Raw genomic sequence first — 20,020 nt, forward strand, 5'->3', positions numbered from 1 at the left:
TAATATGGTAGCACAATTTTTATTAAATTAACGATCAGCATAAGAATGTCCCAGTGTTTGGTGCTTCTACTTTAGATCATGAATCTCGTATTTTGTTAATTAATAAATTTTTAGAAGCAGAGCCAAAAGAAAAGTTATTACAGCAATTAATAGCATATAATACCAATTATAAAAGTTGAGTTTGTAAAGCTTGACGAACTTATCGAAGGGGCAGACATAAGTGTTTAATATTTAAATTCACATAAGAATGACAAAGCTAGTTACTGGATTTCTATTACTAATTATTTGCACGACATCTTTTTCGCAAAAAAACACCAACCAACGTGCCGAATGGTTTACTCACTCGCGTTTTGGAATGTTTATCCACTGGGGGGTATATAGTGGTGCTGAGGGGTATTGGAAAGGCGAAAAACTTCGTAATGACAACAATTATTCAGAATGGCTAATGTACCGAAATCGGATAGAGATGGATGAGTATGTGACTTTACTCAAGCGATTTGATTGGAATGAATTAAAACCGGAAGAATGGGTGTTGCTTGCCAAAAACTCGGGTATGAAATACATTACAATTACAGCCAAACATCATGATGGTTTTGGCTTGTGGGACAGTAAAGTTAGTGATTATGATCTGGGGAATTACACCAACCCCAGAAGAGATATAATACAGGAGATGGCTGATGCCTGTAAAAAACATGGAATTAAACTTTGTTTATATTATTCGCACTGGATTGATTGGCAGCATGAATATGGTTGGAATCATAACCGTGAAATTTATAAACTTAAACCAGAAGAATACGACCAATATTGGCAAGAGAAAGTAATTCCTCAAATAAAGGAATTGCTTACTAACTATGGAGAAATTTCGATGATGTGGTTTGATATGTGGATTCATCACTCGAATTCTATTATAACCAAAGAACAACTGCTACAGTTAAAAAACACTATTCGTGAATTACAACCAAACTGTATTGTTAACTCTCGACTTGGTTTGTCTCTTGACGAAGATCCAGATGTTGATTACAAAACTCTTGGTGATAATCAGTTGGGAAGTAAAAAAGAGGATTTTCCTTGGCAATCGCCCGCAACTGTGGCACACTCATGGGGTTTTCATTCATCCGATACCAATTGGAAATCAACATCCAGTTTGTTAAAAGCGCTTATTGGGAATGTCAGTTTAAATGGAAATTTGATGCTAAATATTGGCCCTCGAGCCAATGGCGAAGTACCTTACGAAATATCGAATCGTATGCTTGAAATGGGGAAGTGGTTGAATGTTAATGGTGAAGCTATTTATGGGGCTGAAGCTTTTGATTTAGATAAAGATCTACACGATTGGGGGAAAATAACCTGCAAACAAGATGGAAATAAATTCAAAATTTATCTTCACGTAGATAATTGGCCACTTAATAAAAAGCTGCATTTAACTGGAATCTCATCTTCTCCTGAAAAAGTTTACCTGCTAGCTGACAAGGAAAAAAAGTCTTTAAACTTTAATTACTCAAAAGTGTTTACTGAGATTTCATTACCATACCTTCAGCCAGATAATTATATATCGGTGGTGGTGGTTGAATATAACTCTAAACCGGAAATAGTGGATGGTTTGGTTTCTAAAACCGTTGATGGAGGATATTCTCTTTTGCCTGACAATCAGTTCGAAAATGATAAGTCAATTGTTGTAGAGCCTTTGGCTAGTTCTGGCACAATACCACGTCATGTAGTGGTAAATTCCAATAAAACATTTATTTGGAAGATTTATGTTGATAAGGTAGGTGAAAAAAACTTAGATGTTTCCTACAGCTTTCAGAATCAAGAAAGTGCTGGCGATATCACTGTAAAAATATCAGGTAAAATATTTAAGCACAATATCAGGCCAACAGGACAAACTGTAGCTGAACCAAATGAAGCATGGTATATTGATAATTTCAGATCAAACAGGGTTGGAACGATGAATTTCGCAGAAAAGGGCTTTTATACTATTGAGATGATTATCGAACCGCAGCAAAAGAAGGAAGTTAATTTTCAGTGGCTTTGGGTTAAATAATGAAATTGAGTATAAGAAATAAACAATTTATTCTTCCATTTATAGCAGAAAAATATGAAACGAAAGATTTGTATAACAGGGGCCAGCAAAGGTATTGGATTGTCTGAAGCCGAATTACTTTCAAAAGAAAATGAATTGTTTCTCCATGCATCAGAGATATCTTCATTTAATGATTGTAAAATCAAAAATGCACATTTTTTTGGTCAAGACTTTACAGAAATTAATAATGTTGAAAAGTTTGTAAATCAGCTAAAAGAAAAAACAAAAGGCCTTGATGTATTGGTTAATAATGTAGGTGTAATGGTAATTGATAGTATTTCAGATTTTTCTGATAATGATATAAATAAGCTTGTTACTCTTAATTTACACTCACAACTTCTTTTAACGAAAAAGATCATTCCAATGTTATTAGAAAGTGACGATCCTCATATTGTTTTTATGTCTTCAATGTCTGCTAAAAATCGAATTGTAGGAGAATCTATTTATGCTGCAACAAAAGCCGGAATAATGCAATTTGCTCATGTTTTACGAAATGAACTTGCTGGCAAAATTAAAGTTTCTACAATCTATTCGTGGGGGGTAAATACTTGGAATGACAATGCAAATGCTAAAATTTTAAAACCTGAAAATATTGCTGAGACCCTTGATTTTATAATATCGAGAGAAAAACCATTTCTTATAGAATCTATTGAATTAGGGCATTTTGATCATTGGAATGGTGCAAATGCGCCATGGTCTCCGGAATAACTTTGTGCAACAAAGCAATAGTGAATACTACGTCAGATTAAAGTTTTGTAGGGAGGTTTAAGCGTTAATTAGAAATGTTTGTTTATGACATACATCTTTTGCAAATTGACTATAGCTGTATTAATGATGTAGCAAAACCCCGAAAACAGGCGCTTTTGCCATAAATCGGGGTTTACTATTTTACGAATAGATATAAAGGATGAACAAAGCGTAAACATATCAAAAATAGTTTTTAGGATCTCCTCCTTCGCCAAGTGTTAACTCTTCTTGGATGGTCAGAGTAACTCCGTCTGGAAAACTAAGCTCAATGTCCGATAATGCCTTTACCGGTACTATCTTACTTAAGCCAAATTTTTAAAGTACCACCATTGATGACATCGTCGTGACTTATAAAATAGTTGTTTAAAGCTTTCCCATTTAATTCCATCTTATTTATTTCTTGGGCTTTAGTATTAGTACGAATAGCTTCTATTCTAAACGTTTCTCCTGAATATATTTCTTCATCAAGGCGAATTTCTACAAGATCGAAGCGAGGACTACAAATAGTATAGTGAGGAATAGCCGGCGCATCCGGATAGATGCCCATCATAGCAAAGACCAGCCAAGCTGACATTGTTCCTGTATCATCATTGCCAGGTAAGCCACCCGGACTATTGGAGTAGTCGTGATCAATAATTTTATTTACTTCTTTTTGTGTTCGCCATTCTTCACCTTTGACATAATTAAACAAAAAGGCATAACCCATGTCTGGTTCATTATCTGGCTCATACAGACCATTATCAAATACACTTTGCAACTTGTTCACAAAACTCTTTTTTCCTCCATTAAGTTTAATCAAACCTTTAACATCGTAAGGTATCATAAATGAGTAATGCCATGATGTTCCTTCAATAAATCCGGTTACAGACTCAAAGTTGGCCCCATCCAATGGTGAAAAAGGCGTATGCCATTGGCCGTTATCTAAGCGTGGTCGCATTACACCAAGCTCTGAATCATACATGTTTTTATAGTATTGCGAACGCTTTGTAAAATCCGTATATATATTCTTATGTCCTAGTGATTTTGCCATTTGCGCAATGGCGAAATCAGCGGCTCCATATTCCAAAGTTGTTGATACTGATCCATCGTATTTTTCTTGTACAGGAATATAACTGTATGATAGATAATCACTAAGTTCTGGTCTCAGTGGATTATCTTTTTCCTGCGTGGCACTTTTTAGCATGGCCTCTAAAGCTAATTCGGTATCGAAACCTGTAATTCCTCGCATATATGTATCTGCAATTACTATAGCAGCCGGATCGCCTACCATAGTAAAAGTCTCTGTTGAATTCAATTCCCATTTGGGCAACCAGCCATTTTCCTTATACATATCTAACATTGAATTCACCATGCCTAACTGCTCCTTTGGGTATAACAAGCTGGTTAGTTGATGCATATTCCGATAAGTATCCCACAATGAAAAAACAGTATAACGAGTGCCGTCTGTTTTACCTATGTTGCCTGAACCGATGGTTGGATACTCTCCATTAACGTCGTTAAGAGTATTGGGATGAATCTGGGCATGATATAGGGCGGAATAAAACATCGTTTTTTCGTCACTTGTACCACCAGTTATTTTAACCCGGGATAATTTATCATTCCATAAAGCACGTGCTTCAGCTCTAAGATCATCAAAACATTTATTCGTTATTTCTTGTTCCAAATTTTCACGAGCATTTTCAATGCTAACATAGCTAATACCTATTAATACCTCTACCTGCGTTGGCTCTTTAAAATCAAAACTAAAAAAAGCACCAAGACTATCGCCAACAAGTGGTTTGGTGTATTCATTCAACAAGCGCGTTTGACCATTGTATGACATCCAGTTAGCTTCTGCTCCATGGTATAGAGGTGGCTTTTTCCACGCACCATACTTGTCTGCAGACTTGTTGACTTTAATAACAAAATACACAGGATATATTTCATCAGGATTATTATAACAAAAGGAACCAACAGTCCTAAAACCCTCCACCTCATTATCAGACTTGATTCTTAAATATCCATCTTGCTCATTAGTAAGCCCCAAACCAAGATTCAATAGGATATTTGCTCTACCTTTGGGAAAAGTATAACGATTTATCGCACTTCGTACACTAGTAGTAACTTCCGCTTTTACATCATATCGGTTCAGATAGTTTGAATAATATCCAGGGCTTGCTTCTTCATGTGAATAAGTAGATGCATATTCTCCACTGCTTATTTTGAGATCTCCGGTGGTGGGCATTAGGATTATAGTACCCAAATCAGGACAACCAACACCCGATAGATTAACATGACTAAAACCTGTTAAAGTTTCATTTGCTGAAGAATACGGTGTACTCCACCAATCGCTGTCTTTTTCATGTTTATTTGGGCGACCCGACACATTAAATGGCACTGCTGAAATCATACCACGCGGTACAATTGCCCCAGGATTGGTAGTACCATAATTATCACTCCCAATAAATGGATTAACATAATCAACAGGTTCCTGGGCTTTTATATGTTGAAACAGACCGATACTAAAAAAAAGTATTACAAGCGACTTCATTTGCATAATGTTCGTTTTTCGATTAATAGAATTATTTAACTATTGCTCTATAGTTATTTCATCAATAAAAATATAGGATGGACGTCCAGCGCCACTATGCCAACTTGGCAACTCTCCGGCTCCCTCAATAATCACTTTCAAGTATTGCACCTTGGCTTCTGTTTTAAAACTTTTGGTATTGATAAGTATGTCTAGGTGTTCAGTTGGCACCGCATACGATTCTTTTGTAATTTCTTTAAAAGTTTTACCATCAAGAGAGCCCAATATCTTAATGCTTTTTGGAGGAAAGATCCATGATCCTGTATTTTGCATAAAATTCATTGTTACACCCGTAATTGCTTTTTTTCTCCCTAGATTGATCGTTGCCATAAATGCCTGGCCCTGAACTCCGGTCCATCTTCCATCTCTATAATTATTTGAACCCAATCGACCATCAATAAGCGACGATATACCCGGATTATAGCTTTTCCCAAGTTTTACATTAGAATTGATAACAGGATATTCGGAGTTGCCGGTATTAAATATAGCCTTTCTGAATTTGATGGTTTTAATATCACTATTATCAAAGCCTTTTTTAATACTAATAGCTTTGAGTACAGTTGATTTGTTGATTGTAATAGGTTTTGTATAAGTAAAAGATGTAGTACTAGGCTCATCTCCATTTAACGTATAGTAGATTGTAACATCCGGTGTTTCAGAAAGCAGTTCAATATCAAGCTTTCTGTGAAATACCCTTGATGATGTACCAGGATATGGCATAAAGGCTTTAGGTGCAGGAAAATCAATAACATCGTCTTCGTCTGCAGCTATTTCTAAAGGTGCTTTATCTGCTGATTGCCCCCATGCTTGTGACTCAGTGCTCATTTCAAAACTCATATGCCCCCCTTCCATTATATCAGCATATTTAATGAAGGTTTTATTATAAGGCTTTCCGTTTAAAGTTGCTGATTTGATATAATAGCTTTTATCAGAATTGTTTTGCGTTTCAATTACAAACGTTTTTCCATTCTCAAGGTTGATGGTCACTTTATCAAATAAAGGACTGCCGATAATAAACTGATCACTAACAGGATTTATTGGATAAAATCCCATTGAAGAAAAAACATACCATGCCGACATTTGGCCTGTATCTTCATTTCCACTATAACCGTCAGGATTTGCCGAATACATCTCATCAATCACTTGCCTAATCAGCTCTTGGGCACGATCAGGGCGAAGGGCAAAATTATAGGCGTATATAACATGATGCGATGGCTCATTGCCTTGCGCATATTGTCCAATTAATCCGGTTACATCATGGGCATGATCATTATCATTAATAGCGTCTTGTTCAAACATCTCATCGAGTTTAGCAACAAATGCTTCGTTTCCTCCATAAAGCTCAATGAGGCCATTTATATCGTGAGGGGCAAAAAAGGAATAATGCCAAGAATTACCTTCTGTAAAATCACCTGATCCAAAAAGGGAGATAGACATCGGATCAAAATCAGGATTCCAAACACCATTCTCATCACGTCCTCTCATAAAACGTGTTTCCGGATCGAATACATTTTGGTAATTTAACGATCGAAGTGTAAAATGTTTGTAATCCTCTTCTTTACCGAGTTTTTGAGCAACTTGCGCTATGGCATAATCGTCAAAGGCATATTCAACTGTTTTAGAAACCGAATTAGCTTCTTTTTCACGTGGAATATAATTCATGTGCTTGTAATCCTTAAGGCCCTGTCCATCACTCATAGCAGAGTTTACCATAGCCTTATAGGCTTCTTCCTCATTGCCTGTATAATAGTTTTTTAGAATAGCATCAGAAATTACCGGAACTGAGTGATAACCAATCATGGTATTGGTTTCATTGCTCCATAATTCCCAAACTGGTAGTTTACCCGACTCTTCATATTTTGCCATCATCGACTTAATAAAGTCATCGTTTGTTTTTGTATCGGTAATGGAATAAAGTGGATGTAATGCTCTAAAAGTATCCCATAGTGAATAAAGACTGTAATTAGTATGACTCTTTGCCGCATGAACTTTCATATCCATACCACGGTACTCACCATTAACATCCTGAAAAATGTTAGGATGAATTTTAGTATGATACATTGCCGAATAGAATACAATCCGATCCTTTTTGGTACCACCTTCAACTTCAATTTTGGCTAATTCCTTATTCCACTGCTTTCGTGCTTTTGAATGCGTTTTCTCAAAATCAAAGCCTTTATTTTCAGCCTTCATATTTTCCCAGGCATTTTCACTTGAAACAGAAGATAAAGCAACTTTCACAAGAATAACTTCCTGATCACTTGTCTTATAGAAAAAAGCGCCTTTAATATTTTTGCCTTTAGCTTGTTTGCTGTTAGTTGTTGCTACATCGTCAATTGCAATTTCAGATTGAGAAAATGGCTTAGAGAATTCAATGGCAAAATAAACACGTTGATCATTGGCCCAGCCCTGTGAGAACCGGTAACCTTCAACCTTGGTATCTGATATAATTTTTAATTCAGAATCCCTTACATTATCAGATATTCCATGTTTCAAGTCTAGTATAATATGGCTTTGGTCAGACTGCGGAAAAGTATATTGGTGTATGCCAGTACGCAAAGTGGCTGTTAGTTCTACATCAACCTTATAATCATCCAGGTGAACTGCGTAATATCCTGGTGATGCTTTTTCATTTTTTTTATTAAAACGACTACGGTATCCGGCATCAGGACCGCCTTTTGTTCCAGGCAAATATTTTACCTGACCCACAGCTGGCATCAACAAGATATCGCCATAATCAGCTCCACCAGTTCCGCTTAAATGCGTATGTGAAAAACCTATGATTGAACTATCTGATTCGTGATAACCTGAGCACCAATCCCATCCTTCAACACCCGTATCCGGACTTAATTGCACCAAGCCAAAAGGCAGTGTTGCACCTGGAAAAGTATGTCCATGTCCTCCGGTACCAATAAATGGATCAACATATTTACTGTAGTCATACGCCTCCTTGGGGCTACATCCAGCAAAAAATAAAATAAAGCTAACAGCCGCAATAATACTGTTAAAATAATTTGACTTGTACCTATTTATCATACCCATATTATCTCTCCTAATTATCATTTTTCTACTTTATAAACGTATCTGATGGTGGAAACGCCTCTTGCTGCACCCAAAGCTGCTTATTAGCTTTATTTCCCATCTCAAAAATTAATTCACCACCTTGCATTATGTCACTATGCTTAATGTAGGAAGTCTCAAGCGGCATTCCGTTAAGAGTGGCATTTTGTATAAAAATATTATCGTCTGATAAGTTCACCGTTTTAATAACAAAGGTCTTACTATTCTCCAGACTGATATCAACCTGATTGATTAATGGTGTGCCAATAACATACAATCCATCAGTTGGATTAACAGGGTAGAATCCCATTGACGAGTATATAAACCAAGCCGACATTTGACCGCAATCTTCATTACCACAATGCCCACTTGGAGTTGGTGCATACTGGCTATCGGCAATTTGTTTTATAATGGCTTGCGTCTTCCAAGGTTTACCAATGTAATTATACAAATAGCCTACATGGTGACTCGGCTCATTACCATGCGCATATTGTCCAATCATTCCTGTACTAAATATGGGAAGTTTATCATCTTCTTTTGGATAATACGTAAACATCGAATCCAGTTTTTCTTCAAATCGTTTATTGGATCCCAATTGGTCAGCCAATCCTTGAATGTTATGCGGTACAAACCAAAAATACTGCCAGGCATTCGACTCACAATAATCATCAGTATAATTTTTAGCTAAAAAAGGTTTAACGAATGAACCATCCGCATTTAAAGGACGTAAAAAAGAACTTTCTGTATCATAGTGATTTGCCCAATTATTTGATCGCTTCATAAAATAGTCATAATCCCCTTTCTTACCCAAGGCTTTTGCCATTTTCGCTACTGTCCAGTCGTCATAAGCATATTCCATGGTTTTAGAAACGGACCAATTTTCATGCTCTTGGTTTGTTGAAATAAATCCTTCTTCCTTATACTCATCAATTCGCTGAGCATCTTGCATGGCAGATGCCTTGCATGCATCATATAGTTCCTCAGCATCCAAGTCATTTAATAAACCTTTAAAATAGGCATCCACAATTACCGGAACAGCATGGTATCCCATCATCATGTCTGTTTCATTACCTTCGAACGACCAAACTGGTAATAGCCCGGTTTCAGTATAATGTGCCATCATCGATTTAACCATATCAACTACACGATTAGTATGCATGATTGTATAAAGTGGGTGAGCAGCACGAAAAGTATCCCACAGTGAGAATAAATCGTAACGTATGTAACCTTGTGCCTGCTCAACTTCTCCATTAGGTGCTTTATAAAAACCATTATCATCGGATAGTATCCGAGGGTTAAGCATGGTTTGATACAGTGTAGTGTAAAAAGTTTGTTTTAGTTTAGTATTATTGGTTTCAATTGTGATTTTAGCCAACTCCTTGCTCCAGGCATTCTCTGCCGCTGATTTAATGTCGGTAAATAATTGCCCTTTTAGTTCCTTGTTGAAATTTGTAATAGCTCCATCAATACTAGAGGATGCAATGGCCACCTTAACCTCAATAACTTCTTCTTTTGAAGAATCGAAACCGAGCATGATCTTTGTATGTTTGGCTTTAGCTTTCGTCCTTACTATTTTGTCTTCCTCATATAGCTCGTAAGAATCAAATGCTTTTGAGAATTCAGCCATAAAATAAACACGTTGATCGGCAGCCCATCCCGATGACTTTCGATAGCCCACTATGGTATTTTTATCCACAACTTTTATGTAAGTATCAGTTGGACCATCCCAGTTTAAACTATATCCCAAGTCTAATATTATAGCCTTGCCTTCGTCCTTTGGAAAATGATACTTTTGAACTCCTCCACGCTCACTGGCCGTCATTTCTGCTTTTATACCAAAATCCTTAAGCATAACCTGATAATAGCCGGGGGAAGCATTTTCCTGATCATGAGAGAAAACAGAATATGGACGATTACCATTCTCTTTTATTGTTCTGGAACTACGATTGTTAATCGGCATAAACAATAAATCGTAAAGATCACCAGCGCCAGTTCCGCTTAAATGTGTATGACTAAAGCCGCTAATGATGGTGTCGGAGTATGAATAACCTGATATTCGATCCCAGCCGCTTATACCATGGTCAGGACTAAGTTGTACCGCTCCAAAGGGGAATTGAGCGCCAGGGTAGGTGTTACCTGGACCATCAGTACCCATAAATGGATTAACGTATGCTACTAAGTCTTGATTGCTGGAGCCTTGTTCTGATTTATCAATTGAACATGAGCATAAAAAGAGAATAATAAAAATGCAAGATAAAACCCTCATATGATGTATTTTTATTTTTTTCAATTATTATATAATTGAACGATCAATAAGAGATCCAAATGAATATATGAAACTGTTAATATGAAAATATTAAGATTCTTTTTAATAGGTATCAACAATTGATTTAAGTTGAATTTCTTCTTCGAGATCAAGGATTGGTTTCGCTGATTCAAGAGTAACCCGATATTCTTTGTTAGGCATTAAATCAAAGTAGTTGTCGCTCCATTGGCCATCAATGGTGCTTGTGCTCAATTCCAGATTCTTAACAAAAACAGGACTCTTAATAATTAGTTCTGCTATATTCTTATTTGTTTTAATCTTGATATCAATATCGTGTTTTACTAACTCAAGCTCCTTTACTTTAGAGAAAAGAAAGGTATTCTCGGTTTCTTTCGAATCGTATTTGGTCGTCATTACCAATACCAAATCATGTAGCTTATTACCTTTAATTAAATTGGCTAAGGATTGATTTAAGATCTGAACATTAGCATTTGCATCAAGTATCAGGTTTTTCTCTAGTTGCCATATTTGTTTTCCATCCAATGTTATTATTTTCAGAAGACTATGTACTTCCGTTGAATGGATTCTATCTGATATCAGGTGAACTTTTAATTTATCATTATCAAATACAGCACTTGAAATAATAGGTTCGAAAGCTTTTTTAATAAAATACTGCATGGCTTTCCATCGTCCATAATAATCAATTCCGGACCAAGATACAACAGGCCAAACATCGTTAAATTGCCAATATAAGGTGCCCATGTTAAAGGGCTTATTTCTGCGGTGGGCCTCAAAACCAATGCGCATGCCTTCAGCTTGCATTACTTGATTGAGATATACAAAATCTTCAAATTTTTCAGGCATATGATAGTCACGTTGCATGTACTCTTTGATGGTAATATTACCAATAGAGCTTTTTTGATGACTTTTCATAACATCGGAATCGATGTCCCAGTCGTTTTTTTTCGAGAAGCTCTTGATGGTTGACATCGAAGGAAACGACTGAAAACCAAATTCACTCATGAAACGCGGCACATATTCATTAAGCTGCTTAAATTCGTGTTTACCCCACCAAACACCCCAATAATGGTTGTCCGCTATTTTCATGTCGGCTTTATTCCCCCAATTACTAATTGGTGACGAATCGTAATAAAAACGTTGAGGATCTAGCTCTTTTACTTTGTTAGGCAAGAGTTGATTAAATAATTTATCGTAACCCTCAAGTAATTCTTTCTGGTCAGCTTCGTCATAGTTGTATTTATTTTGCCAGCCCCAATTATCCCATCCAACTTTTATTTCGTTATTGCCACACCAAAGAGCAAGAGATGCGTGGTTACGCAGACGTTTTATATTATATTCGGCTTCGTCCTCAATATTACTAAAGAACTCATCATCCGATGGGTACATTGTGCAGGCAAACATGAAGTCTTGCCAAATTAAAATCCCTTTCTCATCAGCCAATTCGTAAAAACGCTGATCTTCATATATGCCACCTCCCCATACACGTAGCATATTCATATTTGAATTTAATGCGTCGTCAAAATTACGTTGATATACAGAATCTGTCATACGCCCTAAGAAACAATCATTCGGTATGTGGTTAGCTCCCTTTATAAATGTAGGTATATCATTCACTTTCAAATAGAAACTTTCTCCAATTGAGTCAGGTTTATTAATAACTTCGATGGTTCGTAAGCCTATTTGCATTGTTTTTTTGTCAACAATTTTATTGCCTATGCTTAGTTTTGAAGTGAATTGATATAGATGAGCCTCACCCATTCCATTTGGCCACCAACGTTCGGGATTATTGATTGTAGTGCTAAAATTAACAGTGTTGATACCTTTATTAAGGAGGATTTTTTGAGAATTATTTTTATTTTCATCAATGAATAATTCAATGTTGGCTGAAGCCTCGATATCTGATTCTATTTGATATGTTAAAGTAATATTGGCTTCATCATCAGCTAACTTATTTTGCACAAACTGTATGTCATCAAAGCGAGCTTCATTCCATGTTTTTATCATTATAGGACGCCATATGCCAGAAGTTACAAACCTAGGACCCCAATCCCAGCCATAATGATAAGGTGCCTTTCGGGTATAAACACTGAGGTGTTCTTCTGATCGGTCATTATCGGCCGGATAGGTGTATTTTGATTTTAAGTGCTTTGGCAACGCCATTTTTATTGGCGAGTGAAAAATAAACTCAATCTTGTTTTTGCCAATAATCAATAAATCCTTTACTTCATGGCTATATGCCAGAAACATGTTTTTGCCTTTTAACAGATGTTGGTCATTTAGTTTAACATCGGCGTAGGTATCCAAGCCTAAAAATTCCAACTCAATATGCTGCTGCTTAAATTGTAATTCGTCAATAGTAAATTCTCCGCTATAATGCCAGTCTTCATGTTCAATCCATTGCAAACTATCTTCATTAGTCCCATAAAATGGATTATTGATTAGGTCATTTGCTTCCAAATCGGTATGTACATTTCCGGGTACATTGGCGGGCATCCAATTTTTGGTGCCCACTTGCTTAAACGACCATGTTGCATTTAACTCCCTTCTTGTTGCCTGATGTGACTCGGAACAAGACATAAACAATAATGTACTTAATGTAAATAGTGAGATCCAAACAGATGATTGACTTGTCATAGTTATTGTTTTAAGTGCGCGCTATTCGTTTAAGTGCTATTATTCAACTTTTTAACGAGCTTCATTGCCTTAGATATTTTCTTGCAATCCACTGTTACTTTCTTGTACTCCTCGGCTTCAATATTACCCATAGAAAGACGTGGATTGTAAAAGGTCATTCCTGATTTAACCAACTTTGTTGCTGACATATGATAATACTGAGCTTTTGTCGAATCATGCAGCTCTTGAATATTACTTGCATTGACACCACCACCAACTAATATTTCAATTTTCCCTCTGGAAAGATCAACCAATTCTTTAATCACACTCTGCCCTTCTACTGCTTCATTTTCAAGGCCTGAAGTAAGAACGGTATCAACACCAATACTAATTAAATCTTTTAGCGATTCTTTGTGGTTTTTTGACATGTCGAATGCTCTATGAAAAGTAAATTTCAAAGGTTTTGCTAATTCAACAAGTTGTTTAGTACGCTTAGTATCTACACTGCCATCGGGACATAAACAACCGCATACTACACCGCTTAGCCCTGCTTTCTTAGCATTTATAATGTCCCTTTTAATGATATCGAACTCATCATCTGAATATAGGAAGTCACCACCTCTGGGTCTTATAATCGCATATACATTTTTATGTCCACATAACATGGCAGCTTCCATTAGACCAAAACTTGGAGTAGTACCACCTTCCTTAATGTTATCGCACAATTCCAGCCTGTCGACATCTAACATTACCGCCTCTTTAACGCCTTCAATATTATAAGTGCTAATTTCTAATTTTATCATTGTTTAAATAATCTGTAAGCCTTGAATTTGGCTATATCTACTTAATACATTGTCAATAGGGGAAAGCTCAGTAATTAGTACATTCAGTTGATCAATTGAGATAATACTAAAGTTCTGAACTGATTCGAGCTTTTCACTTAAGGCAACTGACACCACTTTTGCGCTTCTTTCAGCCATTTTTCTTTTAACTAATACTTCCGATCTGTCAATATCTGTTAAGCCACGATCAATACTTAAGCTGCGAGTTCCTATGAAGAAAATATCTGCATTAACTTCATTTAACAGATCAATGGTATCGGTTCCAACGGTAATTGGTACACCAGGGAGGAATTCTCCACCCAAAAAATACGTATTAATATTCCCTTTAGTAACCAATTCCGAAGCAATTGGCAAACAGTTCGTCATTACCGTTAACTTTATATCGTTAGGTAATTGCTTCGCAATTTGAAGGTTGGTTGTGCCTCCATCAATAAAAATTAACATATCGTCTTTTAACAAGGTAATTGCTTTTTGAGCAATTACCTCTTTTTCGCGGGCAGCAAAGATCTTTCTGTCATCATAGTTCATAGGTATATACGATGCAGAATTAAATAAAACGGCTCCTCCATGAACTTTTCTAATAAGCCCTTTATTGGATAACTCTTTTAAATCTCGGCGAATTGTATCTTCTGATACATTTAGTTCGATACTTAATTCAGAAGACAGTACTTTAGAAGATTGTTTAATCTTCTCAAGAATACTGTTTTGGCGTTCTTCTTTTAACATTTGAAGTTCAGTTTTATAGAAAAATTATTTACTCAGCCGATAATACAATATAAGCCGATATATTCCAATGGTTGAGCTCATTTTCTTTTTCGGCTTGCGCTTCCGGAATTCGAATAGTAATTGTATTAGACTCCGGGTTTAAATTATCAATATCAAACACAAACGGTACAACTTGTGAGCCAGGGCACCAGTTTGACCTGGAATAGTCAGATGATGCAATAAACTCATCGATCTCCATTTCTTTTGTGTCACCTGTTTTTAAGTTGCCAATACGGGCTGTTCGTTTCTCTGTCCAAACACCCGAATGTGGATTAAATCGTCTGAAAGATGCACAATCATTTCTCCAGGGAATGCCTTTATATATTTCCTGTCCATTTATACAAATACTATTTTCCTTCTGTACGAACTCATCTCCACCGCTATGGCCACCATGCCCTGTTGTAATGTAATATAATTGAGCCTTGTTATAGCCTTCAGGTATCGAAAAGGTATATTCTAAATCATTTCTGCTAAATCCATCATACAGTCTTTGTGGGTGGGTGTAACGACAAGTGTTTACCAAGGGTATTACTTTTGTTTTTTCTTTTGGATAAATTTCGGCCTTAGTCTCTTCAAATTTAAGTTTAGCCGAGAGTTCATAACCTTCTTTAGTCCATACATCAATGAAGGCTCCAATCCAAACTTCACCCTCAAGTTCACTTACAAGGTGGGTTATGTCCTGATCCCATACCACTGATTCCTCCCATTCAGGAATGTAGACTGGTTTCCGTTTGTCCAGTTTTGGGTCATTTGAAAAATAGCCTACTCCAAAAGGTGTCATAAAGCGCATTATTTCAACAGCTGGTAAATAATTTTCATTTGGGATAACACCAGGAAATAGATCTTGATCTGTATTATTTTCAAAGAGCTTTACAAAGCTATTATTTTCGATTAAGAAGTTTATTTCGCTGCTCTGAGGAATAAGAAATAGTGAACCTGTTTTATCCCATGGGTCTCCAGCAGATATTACTGTAGTTTCAATACTTACTCTTACATCTTTTGAATATTTCGGTAAGTTAATTTTTTTCAGAATGATACGCCCATTGTCAATTTTTATAAGTGTATCCTGCAAGTTTGTGCTGTTTTTATCAGGGTTGAAATTAATAGCTTGGTCGTTAAATATTATAATATCCTTATTGCCAATTTGTTGGTTAATTGGTTTGCAAGCAAGTGTAAAAAATGCTAATGTAAGAAAGGTGATAATATTACTCATAATGAATTACTTTATTTTAATGTGTAAATTTATGATTAATGTCCATTGTTTAGCTTTAATTATTCGTATTTTAAGATAGGGTCTTGATTAAATCTTTGAAAATCAGGCATTAGTGCTAATTCTGTTAAGAATTACATAGAAGCAATTGATACGTGTAAAATGATTTTATTTTTTTACAAATGTAATTCAAAAGTACAGTTATGTGCATTTTTGCGGTTTATTTTTTTGAAAAAAAGCTATTTCATGCAGGTTTTTAACTTTTATCTATTATTTTTTAATTTATTTTTCATTTGTTATGAGTTTAATTTTTGCATTGACTTCGTTGTGAAATGCAGTGTGTGTTTATATTTCATTAGGGTTTTGTTAGCTTTTTTGATTGATTATTATAATGTGTAATTAGAAGTAATGGTGTAGTTAAAGACAGCTTATTTACTTATTAATTGACCGTATTTTAGTTGTTTGAATTAAAATATGCATATATTTGCAGGAAATTACTTGAATGTGCATTTTTGCTGAGGAATCTTTAATTGAAATAGACTATTTTTTATTAAATAGTTTTAGATAATATTTAAAAAGTAGTAGTGGATAGCTGTTAAGATGCTTTTGTGAAGTTATTTACGTTAAATATAAGTTTTTGACATTCGAAGACGGTTGTTAGCATTAATTAGTTATTAACATTTAAAAACAAATCGTATGAAAAAAAATGTAAGTTGGTTTAAAAGGTATTTGTTACTGATACCAACATTTATTCTTGGGTTATTTGTGTATGCTCAGGATTTAGATATTAGTGGAACTGTTACTAGTTCCGATGATGGACAACCTATGCCAGGCGTTTCTGTAGTTCAAAAAGGAACAACTAATGGTACAATTACCGATATAACAGGTGCTTATGCTATCCGTGTTCCGCAGGGTTCTACTATAATCTATTCCTTTATTGGGATGGCTAGTCAGGAGGTTGTCGTAGCATCTTCTGAAATACTAAATATTAGCCTTGTTTCAGAAGCCGAAGGATTAGATGAAATTGTCGTGACTGCACTTGGTATAAAAAGAGAAAAGAAGTCTTTAGGGTATTCGGTTCAAGAAGTGCAGGGGGAATCATTATTAGAAGCCCGTGAGAATAATGTTGCTAATGCTATTGTTGGTAAAGTGTCAGGGCTTCAGGTTGTCAAGTCTAGTAACGGGCCGGCTAGTTCTTCAAAGATAATATTACGTGGTAATAACTCATTAGGTGGGGATAACCAACCCTTAATTGTTGTTGACGGAATTCCAATGGATAACTTTACTGGTGCTGCTAACAATGATTACTGGAACCCGTCGCCTGATATGGGTAATGGATTAGGTGATTTAAATCCGGAAGATATAGAAAGCATGTCGGTACTAAAAGGTGCCTCCGCTGCTGCTTTGTATGGATCACGTGCTGGTAATGGCGTTATATTAATTACTACTAAAACGGGTAAAGCAAAGAAAGGTGTAGGTATAACCTATAATGTTACTGTTGGTTTTGAAAACTTAGCTTCAACACCGGAATTTCAAGATGAATTTGGACAAGGAGCGGATGGTATATATGATGAACTTTCAGGCTCGAGTTGGGGGCCGAAAATAGCGGGACAAGATGTTCCAAATTGGGAAGGGGTTACAGTACCTTTGAGAGCCTATGATAATTTAGGTGCCTTTGTAAAAACAGGAGTAAACCAAACTCATAATGTTTCATTTCAGCAGCAAGTTACTGATGGTACATCCTTGTATTCATCCTTGACTTACCTAAATGATGATAGTAAAATACCTGGTGCTAAACTTGAACGAACTAATCTCTTAACACGTTCTGTCTCTAATTTTGGAGAAAATAAAAAGTGGACACTAGATGTTAAAGTTCAATACATTAATTCAAAAGCTAAGAACAGACCGATTAACGGTTCTAATATCTCAAACGGATTTGGAACGATGTACATGTTGCCACGTAGTATTGATGTTACTAATTTTGAAAATCATACTGATGAATTTGGTAATATGATATGGTATACTCCTAGTAATGCAGTGAATCCTTATTGGGCGGCCGACAATAATCTTAACTTTGATAACAGAGATCGTTTTCTGTTAAATGGAGTGTTAAAATATCAGTTTACAAACTGGTTAACAGGTGAAGTTAGAGGAGGTGCTGATCTATATACAACATCTACAGAATCTAAATTGTACGCAGGAAGTCCTTTGTCAAGCACAGGACGCTATAGTTTGGGTAAGAAGACCTTCATTGAAAAGAATTATAATGCACTTTTAACAGCTCAGAAGGATAATTTATTTGGGAGGTTTGGCGGATCGGTTAGTATTGGTGGCAACCTGATGTCACAAGAAAGTAGCGGAATAAGCTCTAGTGCTGGGGAGTTGGAAGTGCCTAATTTATTTTCACTTAATAACGGCAAAAGTAATCCAACCGTAGGTCAAACTTTTCATGAACGAAAAATGAATTCCTTATATGGGACCATGCAAATTAATTACGATGCCTTTGTCTTTGTGGATGTTACTGGCCGTAATGATTGGTCATCTACTTTGAGTAAAGATAACAGATCATTCTTTTACCCCTCGGTAAGTACATCATTGGTTTTTTCTGAGCTGATTGATAGACAGTTCGATTTGCCTTCATGGTTTAATTTTGGTAAGATAAGAGCTTCATTTGCGACAGTAGGTAATGATTTAGATCCTTATAAATTATATAACCATTACACGATTGGTAAAGATCCTAATGGAAATACCACCGCGAGTAACAATAGTGTAAAATATAATTCTGATTTGAAGAGTGAATTGATTAAATCTACTGAATTTGGTATCGATGCCCGATTTTTTAATAATCGCTTGGCGGTCGATTTTTCATGGTACAAATCGAATGCAACCAATCAATTAATTCAACTTGATCTTGACCCAACAAGTGGATACAATGGTGAAATTGTGAATGCTGGTAATATTCAGAATAAGGGTTTTGAGCTAATGTTAAACGGTGAAGTGCTTAAGTTGGCAAATGGTTTCCAGTGGGATATGAATTTAAACTATTCCAAAAATGAGAATACCATTGTTGAATTAACTGAGGATGTAAAACAGTATGGACTTGGTGGATATGATAATGTGGCTATTTTAGCTGTTGCTGGTGGTGGATATGGCGAAATTTGGGGAACTAAATTTGCACGTGTTGAAGATGAGTTAAGTAAACATTATGGTTCTGTAATAGTTGATTCTGACGGAAACCCAACAGCAACCAGTGAAAAGTTTTTACTAGGAAATCAACAGCCTGATGCCATGTTAGGATTCTCAAACACCTTTTCGTATAAAAATTTATCTTTTAGTTTCTTAATTGATGCACGTATAGGTGGAGAAATGTTCTCAGGCACTAACAGGGCACTTCAAAGTGTTGGTAATGCTGCAGAAACTGTTGTTAATGGAGCGCGCGAGGACATCGTTTATGATGGTGTTGTAAGTAATGGTTCGGGTGGATACACTGTAAACACGACAGCTGTTTCGCCGCAAGCTTATTGGCAGACAATTACTTCTCGATCAGGTAACTTGGGTATTGGTGAAAATAATATTTATGATGCAACAAATGTTAGATTGAGAAATGTTTCGTTAAATTACGTACTCCCACAGAAGTGGATAGCCAACACCGTTTTTCAAAGTGTAAAGGCTGGTGTTTCAGCTAATAACGTATGGTTAATAACCAGCCATTTAAATGGTGTAGATCCTGAATCCGTTTATTCAACTTCAACCAATGCTGTTGGCTTTGAAAATTTATCAGCACCTACGTCACGCACTATCTTTTTCAACTTATCAGTAAGTTTCTAACAACTTAAATATCATTTAG

10 protein-coding genes are annotated in these 20,020 nt (G+C 36.0%); 3 read left to right on the top strand and 7 right to left on the bottom strand.

All coding sequences use genetic code 11. The annotated features are described in order from the left end of the window. Positions 1-247: 247 nt before the first annotated feature. A complete protein-coding gene (locus tag ACRD7B_RS04130) occupies positions 248-2,041 on the top strand; it encodes an alpha-L-fucosidase (protein WP_430823207.1) in 1,794 nt (597 codons plus the stop codon). Between the two features lie 54 nt (positions 2,042-2,095). Next, the gene (locus ACRD7B_RS04135; protein WP_430823208.1) at positions 2,096-2,788 is read left to right on the top strand and encodes an SDR family oxidoreductase; all 693 of its coding nucleotides are present in this window, start codon (positions 2,096-2,098) and stop codon (positions 2,786-2,788) included. Positions 2,789-3,125: 337 nt separating this feature from the next. Here ACRD7B_RS04135 and ACRD7B_RS04140 read toward each other — a convergent pair whose 3' ends face one another. The 7 genes from ACRD7B_RS04140 to ACRD7B_RS04170 all read right to left on the bottom strand — a co-directional run bounded on the left by ACRD7B_RS04140 (position 3,126) and on the right by ACRD7B_RS04170 (position 16,176). Beyond that, positions 3,126-5,363, bottom strand: a complete 2,238-nt coding sequence (locus tag ACRD7B_RS04140) for a GH92 family glycosyl hydrolase (protein ID WP_430823209.1) — start codon at positions 5,361-5,363, stop codon at positions 3,126-3,128. Between the two features lie 33 nt (positions 5,364-5,396). After that, a complete protein-coding gene (locus tag ACRD7B_RS04145) occupies positions 5,397-8,459 on the bottom strand; it encodes a GH92 family glycosyl hydrolase (protein WP_430823210.1) in 3,063 nt (1,020 codons plus the stop codon). Between the two features lie 4 nt (positions 8,460-8,463). Then, positions 8,464-10,722, bottom strand: coding sequence for a GH92 family glycosyl hydrolase (locus ACRD7B_RS04150; protein ID WP_430823211.1), 2,259 nt, complete (start codon positions 10,720-10,722; stop codon positions 8,464-8,466). 102 nt (positions 10,723-10,824) lie between these two features. Further along, complete coding sequence (locus ACRD7B_RS04155; RefSeq protein WP_430823212.1) at positions 10,825-13,377, bottom strand: beta-mannosidase; 2,553 nt, start codon at positions 13,375-13,377, stop codon at positions 10,825-10,827. A 29-nt stretch (positions 13,378-13,406) separates the two neighbouring features. After that, the gene (locus ACRD7B_RS04160; RefSeq protein ID WP_430823213.1) at positions 13,407-14,159 is read right to left on the bottom strand and encodes a copper homeostasis protein CutC; all 753 of its coding nucleotides are present in this window, start codon (positions 14,157-14,159) and stop codon (positions 13,407-13,409) included. A 3-nt stretch (positions 14,160-14,162) separates the two neighbouring features. Further along, entirely contained in the window at positions 14,163-14,924 is a 762-nt protein-coding gene (locus ACRD7B_RS04165) for a DeoR/GlpR family DNA-binding transcription regulator (RefSeq protein ID WP_430823214.1), read from the bottom strand. A gap of 28 nt (positions 14,925-14,952) precedes the next feature. Beyond that, on the bottom strand, positions 14,953-16,176 hold the full coding sequence (locus ACRD7B_RS04170) for a PNGase F N-terminal domain-containing protein (protein WP_430823215.1): 1,224 nt from the start codon (positions 16,174-16,176) through the stop codon (positions 14,953-14,955). Between the two features lie 693 nt (positions 16,177-16,869). Between ACRD7B_RS04170 and ACRD7B_RS04175 the strand changes: the two genes are divergently transcribed. Beyond that, positions 16,870-20,001 carry a SusC/RagA family TonB-linked outer membrane protein gene (locus tag ACRD7B_RS04175; protein ID WP_430823216.1) on the top strand — a complete coding sequence of 1,044 codons (3,132 nt, stop codon included), beginning with the start codon at positions 16,870-16,872 and terminating at the stop codon, positions 19,999-20,001. Positions 20,002-20,020: the final 19 nt, after the last annotated feature.

The organism is Carboxylicivirga fragile (assembly GCF_050589805.1).
Classification (GTDB): domain Bacteria; phylum Bacteroidota; class Bacteroidia; order Bacteroidales; family Marinilabiliaceae; genus Carboxylicivirga; species Carboxylicivirga fragile.